This window comes from Falsiruegeria mediterranea M17, from assembly GCF_900302455.1.
Classification (GTDB): domain Bacteria; phylum Pseudomonadota; class Alphaproteobacteria; order Rhodobacterales; family Rhodobacteraceae; genus Falsiruegeria; species Falsiruegeria mediterranea.
The window spans coordinates 52,106-65,181 of record NZ_ONZG01000007.1 but is presented as its reverse complement, the minus strand read 5'-3'; the positions used below and the strand labels follow the sequence as shown (position 1 = coordinate 65,181).

12 protein-coding genes are annotated in these 13,076 nt (G+C 60.4%); 4 read left to right on the top strand and 8 right to left on the bottom strand.

Annotation, left to right across the window (positions count from 1 at the left end):
• Positions 1–27: 27 nt before the first annotated feature.
• Positions 28–1,443, bottom strand: a complete 1,416-nt coding sequence (gene gltX / locus TRM7615_RS14330; protein WP_108789090.1) for a glutamate--tRNA ligase — start codon at positions 1,441–1,443, stop codon at positions 28–30.
• Positions 1,444–1,522: 79 nt separating this feature from the next.
• On the opposite strand from gltX, the gene TRM7615_RS14325 reads away from it, so the two are divergent.
• Complete coding sequence (locus tag TRM7615_RS14325; protein WP_108788712.1) at positions 1,523–3,544, top strand: ComEC/Rec2 family competence protein; 2,022 nt, start codon at positions 1,523–1,525, stop codon at positions 3,542–3,544.
• Positions 3,545–3,547: 3 nt separating this feature from the next.
• On the opposite strand, the gene lexA is transcribed toward TRM7615_RS14325, so the two are convergent.
• The 6 genes from lexA to TRM7615_RS14295 form a co-directional block, all read right to left on the bottom strand.
• On the bottom strand, positions 3,548–4,246 hold the full coding sequence (lexA, locus tag TRM7615_RS14320; RefSeq protein WP_108788710.1) for a transcriptional repressor LexA: 699 nt from the start codon (positions 4,244–4,246) through the stop codon (positions 3,548–3,550).
• A gap of 80 nt (positions 4,247–4,326) precedes the next feature.
• A complete protein-coding gene (locus TRM7615_RS14315) occupies positions 4,327–5,499 on the bottom strand; it encodes a molybdopterin molybdotransferase MoeA (protein ID WP_108788708.1) in 1,173 nt (390 codons plus the stop codon).
• Entirely contained in the window at positions 5,496–5,969 is a 474-nt protein-coding gene (gene moaC / locus TRM7615_RS14310; protein WP_108788706.1) for a cyclic pyranopterin monophosphate synthase MoaC, read from the bottom strand. The genes TRM7615_RS14315 and moaC overlap by 4 nt, the downstream gene beginning before the upstream one ends.
• Positions 5,969–6,781 (bottom strand): indole-3-glycerol phosphate synthase TrpC, encoded by an 813-nt coding sequence (gene trpC / locus TRM7615_RS14305; protein WP_108788704.1) that lies wholly within the window; start codon positions 6,779–6,781, stop codon positions 5,969–5,971. The genes moaC and trpC overlap by 1 nt, the downstream gene beginning before the upstream one ends.
• Positions 6,778–7,797, bottom strand: coding sequence for an anthranilate phosphoribosyltransferase (gene trpD / locus TRM7615_RS14300; protein WP_108788702.1), 1,020 nt, complete (start codon positions 7,795–7,797; stop codon positions 6,778–6,780). The genes trpC and trpD overlap by 4 nt, the downstream gene beginning before the upstream one ends.
• Positions 7,794–8,375 (bottom strand): anthranilate synthase component II, encoded by a 582-nt coding sequence (locus TRM7615_RS14295; protein WP_108788700.1) that lies wholly within the window; start codon positions 8,373–8,375, stop codon positions 7,794–7,796. Before TRM7615_RS14295 ends, trpD begins: the two co-directional genes overlap by 4 nt.
• A 176-nt stretch (positions 8,376–8,551) precedes the next feature.
• On the opposite strand from TRM7615_RS14295, the gene TRM7615_RS14290 reads away from it, so the two are divergent.
• The 3 genes from TRM7615_RS14290 to TRM7615_RS25570 all read left to right on the top strand — a co-directional run bounded on the left by TRM7615_RS14290 (position 8,552) and on the right by TRM7615_RS25570 (position 10,804).
• The gene (locus TRM7615_RS14290; RefSeq protein WP_108788698.1) at positions 8,552–10,033 is read left to right on the top strand and encodes a divergent polysaccharide deacetylase family protein; all 1,482 of its coding nucleotides are present in this window, start codon (positions 8,552–8,554) and stop codon (positions 10,031–10,033) included.
• A 327-nt stretch (positions 10,034–10,360) separates the two neighbouring features.
• Positions 10,361–10,567: a cold-shock protein gene (locus TRM7615_RS14285; RefSeq protein WP_108788696.1), complete on the top strand. Its 207-nt coding sequence runs from the start codon at positions 10,361–10,363 to the stop codon at positions 10,565–10,567.
• 75 nt (positions 10,568–10,642) lie between these two features.
• Positions 10,643–10,804 carry a hypothetical protein gene (locus tag TRM7615_RS25570; RefSeq protein WP_165821441.1) on the top strand — a complete coding sequence of 54 codons (162 nt, stop codon included), beginning with the start codon at positions 10,643–10,645 and terminating at the stop codon, positions 10,802–10,804.
• A 209-nt stretch (positions 10,805–11,013) separates the two neighbouring features.
• Here TRM7615_RS25570 and TRM7615_RS14280 read toward each other — a convergent pair whose 3' ends face one another.
• Entirely contained in the window at positions 11,014–12,975 is a 1,962-nt protein-coding gene (locus TRM7615_RS14280) for a bifunctional 2',3'-cyclic-nucleotide 2'-phosphodiesterase/3'-nucleotidase (RefSeq protein WP_108788694.1), read from the bottom strand.
• Positions 12,976–13,076 lie beyond the last annotated feature (101 nt).

Here is a 13,076-nt window from a genome sequence, read left to right as displayed (position 1 = left end):
CCGTCGTATCTGTGCAGCGTTACCCGTTTATGAAGACTGGGCTTTCTCCGCTGCGTCCTGAAGCCGTGCCAGGCTTTCGTCCTTGCCCAACACCAGCATCATATCAAAAACCGAAGGTGTTACTGCTCGTCCTGCCAACGCAGCCCGCAAGGGGCCGGCCAGTTTTCCGAACTTTGTCTCTCGTGCTTCGGCAAAGCCGTTCAGAGAGGCCTCCAGATCGTCTCGGGTCCAGCTAACATTTTGCAGATGCGGCGTCAATTCACTCAGTATACCATTGGATACCGATGCAAGCGCTTTCTCGGCTTTCGCATCCTGCTCAATTGGGCGGGACGTCAGGGCAAAGTGAGCCTTTTCAATGAGTTCCGGGAATGTGCGCGCCCGATCCTTGAGGCAATACATCGCACGCTCCAAATCACCAGATTGTGTTTCCGTGAGAGCAGGCTGATTTGCCGCTGCCAGATAACCCTGAATCTCTTTCTGCAGTGCGGCATCCTCTGCAATTGCAATGTGCTGGCCGCACAGGTTTTCCAGCTTTTTGGTGTCAAAGCGCGCCGGGCTTTTTCCGATTCCGTCCAGATCGAACCACTCTTTGGCTTGGGCGTCGGTAAAGAACTCGTCATCGCCGTGGCTCCATCCCAGACGGGCCAGATAGTTGCGCATGCCAGCCGCCGGATATCCCATGGCCTGATATTCTTGCGCCCCAAGCGCGCCGTGGCGTTTCGACAGCTTCTTGCCATCGGGTCCGTGGATCAGTGGGATATGCGCCCAGACCGGTACGTCCCAGCCCATCGCCTCGTAGATCATCATTTGGCGGGCGGCGTTGTTCAGGTGGTCGTCGCCCCGGATCACATGGGTCACGCCCATGTCGTGGTCGTCAACAACCACGGCCAGCATATACACAGGCGTCCCGTCCGAGCGCAGCAGGATCATATCATCGAGCTGATCGTTGCGAATGGTCACGTCGCCCTGTACCTGATCGCGGATTACGGTGGACCCATCCTGCGGGGCCTTGATGCGGATCACAAAGGGCGCGTCGGGGTGGGTAGCCGCATCCGCCTCGCGCCAGGGGCTGCGGAACAGGGTCGATTTGCCCTCGGCCCGGGCTGCGTCGCGGAAGGCGGCGATCTCTTCCTGGGGCGAGAAACATTTGTATGCCTTGCCCTCGGACAGCAGTTGATGGGCGACCTCAGCATGACGCGCAGCGCTTTCGAACTGGCTCACAACCTCGCCATCGTGATCCAGGCCGAGCCATTCCATGCCTTGCAGGATGGCTGCGGTCGCTTCGGGGGTCGAGCGTTCGCGATCGGTGTCTTCGATCCGCAGCAGGAATTTGCCACCCCGGCCACGGGCATACAGCCAGTTGAACAGGGCCGTACGGGCCCCGCCGATGTGCAGAAAACCGGTGGGGGACGGGGCGAAACGGGTGACGACCTGATCGGACATATGCGGCATTTACCTTTTGGTAACTATGGTGGCGGTAACGTTTCCGCCTGTCTAACCAGACGGACGGATAGGAGCAAGCATGCGCGTTCTGGTACGGACCGAGGCCGCCCTGCAAGAACAGCGCGGGTATTTGTTCCCCTGGTCGCCTGTCTGCCTGGGCATCGGGATCGGTTTGTATTTTCTGCTCAAATCCGAACCCGATTGGTGGGCCTACGGGCTCTTGTCGGTCACTGCCGGAGCGGGTTTCTTTCGGGCCTTGCGATACCCGGATGTCTGGACCCCGCTGATTGCCTGTATCTCTCTGATCTCCTTGGGCTTTGTGCTGGCCGGGGTTCGGGCACACAGTGTTTCAGGGCCGGTCTTGGAGTGGCGCTATTACGGCCCGGTCGAGGGGCGCGTCATCGCCATCGACCGCTCTGCCTCGGACGCGGTGCGGATCACGCTGGACCATGTGCGCCTGACTCGGGTGTCGCCAGATGAGGTGCCCCACAAGGTTCGCCTGTCCTTGCATGGCGCATCACCTGTGCTGACACCTGGCGATGTCATCATGGCGACCGGTCACCTGTCGCCACCACAAGGCCCGGTCGAGCCGGGCGGTTTCGATTTCCGGCGTCATGCCTGGTTTCTGGGGCTTGGCGCCGTCGGATATACGCGAACCCCGGTCCTAAGGACCGGAGCGCCGGACTATGGCGACTGGGGTGTCTGGATCTACCGGCTGCGTTTGTCGACCTCGCGCCACATCCAATCGATCCTGCCCGGAGAAGTTGGGGGCTTCGCTGCCGCCATCACCACGGGCGACCGCAGTGCCGTAAGCCAAGAGACGTTGCGGGATCTGCGCACAAGCAACCTGGCACATCTGTTGGCGATCTCGGGCCTGCACATGGGTTTGCTCACAGCTTTTGTGTTTGGAGCTTTGCGCACAGCGTTGTCGTTGATCCCGTCGCTGGCCCTGCGGATGCCTGTCAAAAAGATCGCAGCCCTCGGCGCTTTGGCCGCCGCTGCGGTCTATCTGGCCCTGTCAGGCGGCAACGTCGCAACCGAGCGCGCCTTTGTCATGGTCGCCGTGATGCTCTGTGCTGTGTTGGTGGATCGCCGCGCGCTGTCGCTCAGGGCCGTTGCTGTGGCGGCGATGATCGTTCTCGTACTGCGTCCCGAAAGCTTGCTGGGGCCCGGGTTCCAGATGTCTTTTGCTGCAACCGCAGCGTTGATCGCGGTGTTTGGCACGATCCGGGACATGGCATGGTCCATGGGGCCCAATTGGCTCAAACCCATCCTGGGCGTTGTCATCAGTTCTGCCGTGGCGGGGTTGGCCACTGCGCCCTTTGGGGCGGCGCATTTCAACACCGTTGCCAGCTATGGGCTGATCGCCAACTTGTTGTCGGTGCCACTGATGGGGATCCTTGTCATCCCCGCGGCCGTTTTGGCGGCGTGCCTTGCGCCCTTGGGGCTGGAATGGATCGGGTTGGAGCTGATGGGGGCCGGATTGCGGTGGATTCTATGGGTCGCACATTGGGTGTCGGATATGGAGGGCGCACAGCGGCGCATCATGTCTCCGACAGAACTGACGCTGCCGCTGCTATCGATCGGGTTTCTTTGGCTCATGCTGTGGCGTGGGGGGCTGCGTTGGATGGGCGTGGTTCCAGCGGCCGCGGCGCTGGCGCTTTGGACCCAGGCAGAACGGCCCGGTGTTCTGATTGCGGATACCGGCGGGTTGGTCGGCGTACTGACTCAGAATGGCCGAGCGTTGAGTAAGCCCAAAGGGGCAGGGTTCATCGCAACGGTTTGGCTGGAAAACGACGGGGATGCAGCGGATCAGCAGCACGCGGCCTTGCGCTGGACCGATGGTGAAGACAAGCAACGCCGAATGACCGTCGGTGACTTGGAAATCATCCATCTGTTGGGCAAGCGTGCAGTTGCCGGGTTCGATCGCTGCAAAGCGAACCAGATTGTCGTCACCTCGGTTCCGGCAACGATCCCGGGCGGGTGCCACTCGTTTGATCCGCAGCGACTGCGCGAAACGGGGAGCCTCGCAATCTCGGACGCGGGCATGAAAACGGCGGCCCAGATTACGGGCCGCCGCTTGTGGAATACGCGAGAGTGACGTTCAATAAGTGCGGATCAGACCGACCAGACGCCCCTGCACCTTGACCTTGTTGTCAGGGAACATGCGTGTCTCATACGCGGGGTTCGCCGCCTCTAGCGCGATGACATTGCCACGGCGGAAGAACCGCTTCAGCGTGGCTTCTTGATCCTCAACCAGAGCAACAACGATGTCCCCGTTTTCAGCGGTCGAGGTTTCACGAATGACCACGACATCGCCATCGTTGATACCCGCGTCGATCATGGAATCGCCCTTAACTTCAAGGGCATAGTGCTCGCCGTTGCCCGAAAGCATCTGCCCGGGGACCGCAACCTGGTGCGATTGCTGGTTGATTGCTTCGATCGGCACACCGGCCGCGATGCGGCCCATGACAGGCAATTCGACCGCGTGAATGGTGATGGGCTCGGAATTGGCGAGGCGTCCCGCTTCGGGGCGGTCGCCTTCGATCACGCGGGGGGTAAAGCCGACCGAGGGCTCGCCACCCAGACTTTCGGGCAGCTTCACGATCTCGATCGCGCGGGCCCTATGGGCCAACCGCCGGATGAACCCGCGTTCTTCCAGGGCGGTGATCAAACGGTGAATGCCGGATTTGCTGCGCAGGTCCAACGCAACCTTCATTTCGTCGAAACTGGGGGGCACGCCGTCCGCTTGGAGCCGTTTGTGAATAAACTCCAACAAATCCAGTTGCTTCTTGGTCAGCATTACGTCACCTCAGGATCTATGCGTTTACATTTGTTCTACGCATGTTCCTGTTTTGTGTCAACGCTTGTTCTTGAGCCACCTTACAACGGCAGGTAGTGCAATGTCTCTCCGGCGCTGCGTGCAGGATCATCCGAAGCGCGGACTGCCAGTGCATTTGACTTAGAAAGAACCGACAAGAGCGAGCTGTCCTGATTGTCGAACACACTGATTTTGCCACCTTCGACGCGGGCGCGCATGTAGTGCTGCCTGGGGCCGTTTTGCGCGATATCATGGCTCAGGGTCGCGGTCACCAAGGCGTCAGCCTCTTCGCTTTGTCCCAGCATCTTGCGCAGCATCGGCAAGATGAAGACATAGCCGCAAACCATTGCAGAAACGGGATTTCCAGGCAGTCCAACCATTGCGGCACCCGCCAAACGGCCCGCCATCAACGGTTTGCCGGGGCGCATCCGGACCTTGTAGAACGACCGCTCCATCCCCAGTTGCTGCGTGGTCTGCGCCACCAGATCGTGATCCCCGACCGAAGCGCCGCCAATGGTCACCACCAGATCAGCGCCTTGTGCCAACCCAAAGGTGGTCTCGAGCGAGGCGACGGTGTCTCGGGCAATGGGCAAAACACGCACATGGGCGCCGTGGCGTTCGAACAAGGCCTTAAGCCCAAATGTATTCGACGCGATGATCTGATCGGGACCCGGAACCTCGCCGGGCATGACCAGTTCATCACCGGTCGAGATCAAGGCAATCACCGGCTTGCGGCGCACCGGCACGCGGGGGATGTTCATCGAGGCCATCAGCGCCACATCCTCAGGCCGGAGAGGGCGCGGGGCCGAGATCGTGTCGCCAACCCGGAAGTCGACGCCAGCGGGGCGGATATTGTCCTTGGATCCTGGATCGTCCGAGATCGTGATGAGGTCGCCTTTGCGATCGACATCTTCCTGGATGACAACAAAGTCAGCCCCTTGCGGGATCGGCGCGCCGGTAAATATGCGGACCGCCTGACCGGCCCCAACGGTGCCGTCAAATCCATGCCCGGCCGCTGCTTCGCCGATGAGTTTGAACATGGCGTGCTGCTCGACTTCGGCAGCCTTGATGGCATAACCGTCCATGGAAGAGGCCGCGAAAGGGGGCTGATCGCGCGTAGCGGCCACGTCACTGGCCAACACCCGGGTGGAGGCCTGGGCCAGCGGAACCTCTTCTATCTCGCCGGTTTGAACCAGATCCAAAAGCAGCGCGCGGGCTTCGTCTACGGTGATCATTTTGCCTCGTAACGGCCTGACTTTCCACCGTCTTTCAGCTGAACGTGAATGCCACCGATTTCCATGGATTTGTCGACGGCCTTGGACATGTCATAGATCGTGAGCGCAGTGGTCGACACCGCAGTCAGTGCCTCCATCTCGACGCCGGTTTGGCCGGTGGTCTTAACCGTCGCCTCGATCCGGACGCCCGGCAGATCCGCGTCCAACTCCATCTCGACCGAAACCTTGGTGATCGGCAGCGGGTGACACAACGGGATCAGGTCGGCGGTTTTCTTGGCGCCCATGATGCCCGCAAGACGCGCCACACCCAGAACATCGCCCTTCTTTGCGCGACCTTCTGAAATGATATCAAAGGTTTCGCGCTGCATCTTGATGTAACCTCGGGCCACGGCGATGCGGGACGTCACGTCCTTGTCGGACACATCCACCATATGCGCGTCGCCCTTGCCGTCAAAATGCGTGAGCGCCATTACATCGCCCCCGGAACCAGGGGATTGGCCAGAATCTCGCGCGTCGCTGCGGTCACGTCGTTCTGACGCATCAGGCTTTCGCCGATCAGGAAACAGCGTGCGCCATACCGGGCGATGTCGGTGAGGTCGGCGGCACTGTTCAGGCCACTCTCGCAGACGATCGTACGGTCGATCGAAACCAGCTTTGACAGACGCTTGGTGGTGTCCAGCGAGGTTTCAAAGGTCTTGAGGTTGCGGTTGTTGATGCCGATAAGCGGGCTTTTCAACTGCTCGGCGCGCTCCAGCTCGGCCTCGTCGTGCACTTCGATCAACACGTCCATGCCCCAGTCAAAAGCGGTCTGTTCCAGCTCGGCGGCTTGGCCATCCTCGACCGAGGCCATGATGATCAGGATGCAGTCGCCGCCAAGCGCGCGGGCCTCGACCACCTGATAGGGATCATACATGAAATCCTTGCGCAATGCGGGCAGGCTACAGGCGGCCCTTGCTTCAGTCAGAAAGGATTTGTCGCCCTGAAAACTGGGCGTGTCGGTCAGCACGGATAGACAGGCTGCGCCACCCGCCTCATAAGCCTGCGCCAGGGCTGGCGGGTCGAACTCGGGGCGGATCAAGCCTTTGGAAGGGCTGGCTTTCTTGATTTCGGCGATCAGGCCATAGCCGTCGCGGCTGGCGTCGAAGAGAGCCTTGGAAAAGGGGCGCACAGGGCCAGCATCGCGGGCCTCGGCCTCAAGCTCGTCCAGTGATTTTTTGGCCTTGTCAGCGGCCACTTCTTCCAGCTTGTAGGCCTTGATTTTGTCCAGGATAGTGTCGGTCATGTCGTGCCTTGTGTAATACGCGCCAGGGCGGTGATCTTGTCTTTGGCCTTGCCGCTGTCGATGCTCTCGGCTGCCATCGCGACACCCTCGCGCAGGTCCGAAACGGCCTCGGCCACCACCAAAGCTGCGGCAGAGTTCAGCAGCACAGCATCGCGATAAGCTGAGGGCGCGCCGTCCAGCAGCGCGCGGAAGGCGACAGCGTTTTCTTCAGGTGTGCCGCCGACGATGTCTGCAAACGGGTGAACCGGCAGGCCCGCGTCCTCGGGGTGCAGTTCCACCTCTTTCACGGCGCCGTCTTCCAAAGCGGCAACCCAGCTGATGCCTGTGATGGTCAGCTCGTCGGTGCCGTCCGAGCCATGGACCAGCCATGCTTTGTCGGATCCCAGCAGACCCAAGGTTTCCGCCATGGGGCGGATTAGGTCGCGGGTAAAGGCGCCGGTCAGCTGGCGTTTTACGCCTGCTGGATTGGTCAGCGGCCCCAGGATGTTGAAGATCGTGCGCGTCCCCAGCTCAGCCCGCGTGGGCATTACATGGGCAGTCGCCGGGTGATGCATTGGGGCCATCATGAACCCGATCCCGGCCTCGGACAGCGCCCGTTCCACCACATCCGGGCCAACCATCACGTTGATCCCCATCTGCGATTGCAGATCTGCGGTGCCCGATTTCGAACTCAGGTTGCGGTTGCCATGCTTGGCCACGACCACACCGGCGCCAGCCACCACAAAAGCGGTTGCGGTCGAGATGTTGAGCGTGTTTTTGCCATCGCCCCCAGTGCCGACAATGTCCATCGCCCCTTTGGGCGCGCGCACGGCGTTGCATTTGGCGCGCATGACGGCAGCGGCAGCGGCGTATTCATCCACCGTCTCGCCGCGTGTGCGCAGGGCCATCAGCAGACCGCCGATTTGGGACGGCGTTGCCTCGCCATTGAAAAGAATTCCAAAGGCGGTCTCGGCCTCGTCACGGGTCAGGGCGCGCTCGGCTGCCGCGCCGATGAGCGGTTTCAGAGCGTCACTCATGCCGGGACTTTCATCTCATTGAGGAAGTTTTGCAGCAAGGCGTGACCATGCTCGGATGCAATCGATTCCGGGTGGAACTGCACACCGTGAATGGGCAGCTCCTTGTGCTGCAGGCCCATGATGGTGCCGTCTTCCAATTCTGCCGTGATTTCAAGGCAGTCGGGCAGGGTGTCGCGGTCCACGACCAACGAGTGGTAGCGCGTCGCCTGAAACGGTGACGGCAGCCCTGCAAACAGTCCTTTGCCAGTGTGGGACATGGTGCCCATCTTGCCATGCACGATCTCATGGCAGCGCACCACATCACCGCCGAACGCTTGACCGATGGTCTGATGACCCAGGCAAACGCCCATCAGTGGGGTACGCGTCTCAGCCGCTGCCTTGGTCAAGGCCAGGCAGATGCCCGCCTGATCGGGGTCGCAGGGTCCGGGGCTTAGCAGGATACCGGCGGGGTTCATCGCCATCGCCTGTTGCACGTCGATGGCATCGTTGCGGTGAATTTCGACCTCGGCCCCAAGCTCGCCCAGATAGTGCACAAGGTTGTAGGTAAAACTGTCGTAGTTGTCGATCAGCAGCAGCATGATGATCCGTCCATTAAGGGCTGGTGCCAAAAGCCTCAGCCGCAGTATAGTGTTGGCGTATACATGTTCAGGCTTGCACGGCAGCGTCAAGGGCGCTTGTCAGGGCAATTGGTATCGATCATCAACGCCGCTTAGACGGTGACAGGAATGCAACGGGCAAAAGGGGCGCGGCAGCGATGCGTGGATTTTTCGGAGGACTTCTGGTCGGGGGCGTCGTGGTGACTGGCGCGGCGGCAATTTTGTCTTTGTCGTTCCCATTGCCTCAGCGGCCCGAACTGGTGGCCAACACGCCCAAAGCGGGCAGCGATCCGGCGCCGACCGAAGAAGGCAGCGGTCAGGCCCCGGCGGGCAAGGATGCGGATCTGGTCGAATTGGCCCCGCGCGCGCCGGATGCCGGTCAGACCTCTGGTGATGATCTGGACGCCATGGCCGACAGCGACACGCAACCCGGCGACAAGCCATCGGTTGGAGAGGCTACGGGTGGCTTGGATACGCCGCAAACTGCTGGCGAGACCGATGTCGCGGTGAACACCGACGACCCTGTGGCACCATCCTCCTCCACCACCGAATTGCCCGCGCCGGATGATCAGGCTCAGGCCCCGAGCGTTGTGGAACAACCCAGCCAGCCCACGGCCCCAAGTGTCGAGGACAGCACTACAGGGTTTGGAACCTCACAAACGGCCGAGGATACTGCTCCGGCCACACCAGCACCGGAACAGTCCGAGCCTGAAACGGCGACTGCTGCACCGGAAACGCAGGCCCCCACGACCGAAGACGCGCCAAACCCGGATACGCAAACAGCCGAACAGCCCGAGCCCGAGGCCCCGACGCCCGAGGCAGAGGCTGAGCCGCCGCAACAGGCCGAGGCCCCCAGCGAGGGTAGCTTGGCGGGAACCGCGCCAAGCCCCAACATCGGAACGCCTGTTGTGCCGCTGACCGAACGTGACAACGTCGCCACTGCCCAGGCCGATCCGGATGCGATCCCCCCGATCGAAGCTTACGCCGCCCCGTTCGAGAACACTGAAGACAAGCCGCTGATGGCGATTGTGCTGATTGATGACGCAGATTCACTGGGACTCGAGGCGCTGCAGGAATTTCCCTATCCGCTGTCCTTTGCCATCGACCCGTCCGGGCCGGGCGCGGCTGAGAAGATGAAAACCTATCGCGATGCCGGGTTCGAGGTGTTGGCCATGACCGACCTGCCGGCCGCCGCCACCGCACAGGACGCCGAGGTTTCGATGTCAGTCTGGCTCGAAACTTTGCCGGAAACCGTTGCCATCATCGAGGGCACCGGATCAGGCATTCAAGGCAACCGTGCGCTGTCGGATCAAGTCGCCGCCATCGCCGGAGGCACAGGCCGGGGTCTGGTAACGCAGGACAATGGCCTGAACACGGCGCAAAAACTGGCGGCTCGCGCTGGTGTGCCATCAGCTGTGGTATTCCGCGATTTTGATGGGGCGGGGCAGACGCCGACAGTGATGCGCCGGTTCCTGGATCAGGCGGCGTTTCGTGCGGGACAAGAAGGCGCCGTGATCATGCTGGGTCGCGTGCGTCCCGACACGATGTCCGCGCTGCTGCTTTGGGGTTTGCAAGACCGCGCCAGCCGCGTGGCCCTTGCGCCGATTTCGGCCGTTCTGACGTTGGATCAGGGGCAGTGAGTTCAACGCTCGACATTGGCGGGTCTGTCACTGAATTAGGCGGTGATGCATTGGATGTGTGGATTGGCTGGGGGCTGCAGCGCACGGCGGGTTAGGCACTTTGAAACACGTTGAAAGTGCTTCTCCTTGCCCCGGGGGGAATACAGTCCGAACACGGGCCAAATGCGCGCAGCACTTGTCTTTTCCTGCTTGTGCAGCCATATAGCACGTGCGACTGTTACCGCACCTCGACCAACTGTCTCCAGTTTCGGCTTCAGTCTCGATTGCTCTGACTGACGCCAAGGCCACCGCACCACGCAGGTGGCACTATTCAAAGGAGACCACGGAATGGCCAATGGCACCGTGAAATGGTTCAACACCACCAAAGGTTTCGGCTTTATTGCCCCAGAAGATGGCGGCAAGGATGTATTCGTACACATCTCGGCCGTCGAACGTGCAGGTCTGACCGGCCTGGCTGACGATCAAAAAGTGACGTTCGACATCGAAGACGGTCGTGACGGCCGCAGCAGCGCGACAAACATCGCACTTGCCTAAGTGAGAGATCATGGGACGGCCTTTGGGGCCGTTCCCACCTATGCACTCGAACACTGGCAGCGAAGGTTGTGTCAAATGATACAAAAGAAAGTCCCCTACCTTCCGGGCAAAAAGCTGTCCAAAGACGAGCAAACCGATCACGCGGCACGAGAGATCCTGCACGATGAAAAGGTGGCTCGCGAAGAAAAGACCAAACGGCTCAAGGCGGCACGCCTCAAACGAGAAGCGGACCAATAGGTCGGCCTTTTGATTGAAGCAAAACAACAGTCTTGGAGCCGGTCGAACAGCGGAAATGCAGATAAGTTTACCGCCAATTTACGACCGCCTCGTCCAATTCCCTTGGACCATCCGAAGAAAAAATGGCCCGCCTATTAAATGGCGGGCCATGAACCTTTTGGAGTTGGGTGTTTGAACCCTCCATCAAAACCGGTTCATCACCATCCGAATTACAACTGAATGCGGAAACGTGCGAAACCATCTGGCCCTTCACCTGCGGGCTCAATGATGACGCCTTTGACGTCGTCTGCGTATTCCGCCGCCTTGGGGCCAGTGTCGAACAGAACCGACGTATCGGCCAGCGGTGCAAACGACCAGTTGGCATCCGCCTTCGGGCTGATGGTGCCTTTCTCGACGATGTAACGCACAATGACGTCGCGGTTGGTGTCGGGGCCTTCAAAAATGATCGTATCGCCCAAAGCGCCCGGGAACTTGCCGCCGCCGCTGGCACGGTAATTGTTGGTCGCAATCACGAACTTTGCTGCCAGATCAAGGGGCTGTCCGTTGAACTGTAAGTTGACGATGCGGTTGGCATCGGGGTTGGCCATTTCACCTTTGGGGGTGAACATCGACGGTTGGCTCAGGTCGATTTCATAGGTCACCCCGTCGATCACGTCAAAGTTGTAGCTGGGGAATTTGGGGTTCAGCAGCACTTGATCTGCCTTGCCGGGCTCCACCTGGTTGAACATGCCTGCCGAGCGTTCCAACCAATCTTTGACCTGCTGCCCCGTCACCAGCACTGCGCGTGCCGTGTTGGGATAAAGGTAGAGGTCCGAGACGTTCTTGATCGCCACATCGCCCTTAGGCACGTCAGTGAAATACTCTGGCCCACCACGTCCACCAGCCTTGAAGGGCGCGGCGGCCGACAGGATTGGCAGGCCTTCGTATTCGGTGCCGTTGAGCATCTGTTCGATGTACCAAAGCTGTGCGATCGACACGATCTGCACCGACGGATCATCGGCCACCAGCGCAAAATAGGAATGCAGCGGCGCATCAGTCTTGCCGACAGCGCGGCGCACATAGGCCAGCGTGGCATCATGATCGGCCTGCACGGAATCCAGCACATCTTGCTGGCTGTCGACCAACGCGGTGATCGAGCGATCCTCGTTGCGTTTTGAAATTGGACGCGCCTCAGCCGAATGGCTCACGATCTTCCATTCGTTGCCCGAGCGTTCCAGCATCAAGTCGATCAGCCCCAGGTGCGAGCCCCAGAAGCCGCCCATGGCCGCCGGTTTGCCGTGGATGGTGCCTTTGACGGTATCAACAGCCGCCATGCCGTCATAGGCGGATGAGGGGAAGACGCGGTGATGGTGGCCGGTCAGAACCGCGTCGATCCCGTCGATGGCGGCCAGCGGCACACTGGCGTTCTCCATACCGTCGCTGTGATCAGCTTCGCCAATCCCGGAATGGCTGAGTGCGATGATCAGGTCGCAGCCCTGTTCATTCATCTCGGGCACAAAGGCCTGCGCAGTATCGACAATATCACGCGCCTGAACGTTCCCTTCCAGATGGCGGCGGTCCCAGTTCATGATCTGCGGCGGTACAAACCCAATAAGACCGATCTTGATCGGATGCGCAGTGCCGGCACCATCGGTCACCTCGCGGTCCAGGATCACATAAGGCTTGATCAGCGTCTTGTCCTTGGTCGCGTCGCTGCCCTGTTCCAGCGCGACATTTGCGCTGACAACCGGGAAATCTGCGCCCGCCAGTGATTTCATCAGGAAATCGAGGCCGTAGTTGAATTCGTGATTGCCTAGGGTCGAGGCGTCAAAGCCTACGGTGTTCATCGCGGTGATCACCGGGTGCATGTCACCTTCTTTCATCCCTCGCTCATAAGCAATGTAATCGCCCATCGGGTTGCCCTGCAGAAAGTCGCCATTGTCGATCAGAACCGAGTTCGTCGCCTCATCCCGGATCTCCTTGATGATCGACGCGGTGCGGGCCAATCCGACCGTGTCGCGCGGTTTGTCAGCGTAATAGTCATAGGGAAAGACATGCACATGCAGGTCGGTCGTCTCCATGATCCGCAGATGCGCCTGGTTCGAGGCAGCGCGGGCCGAGAAGGGGTGAAGGGCAATGAAGCCAGCAGTGGTGCCCAGGAATTGACGACGCGACAGCGTGAAACGTGACATGGCGAACCTCTTTCAGCGAATGGTCTTTTGAAACGAAAAACCCGACTCGGGATGAGCCGGGTGTCATGCTGAGAGTATAGCGATCTATTGTAACGGTTGTC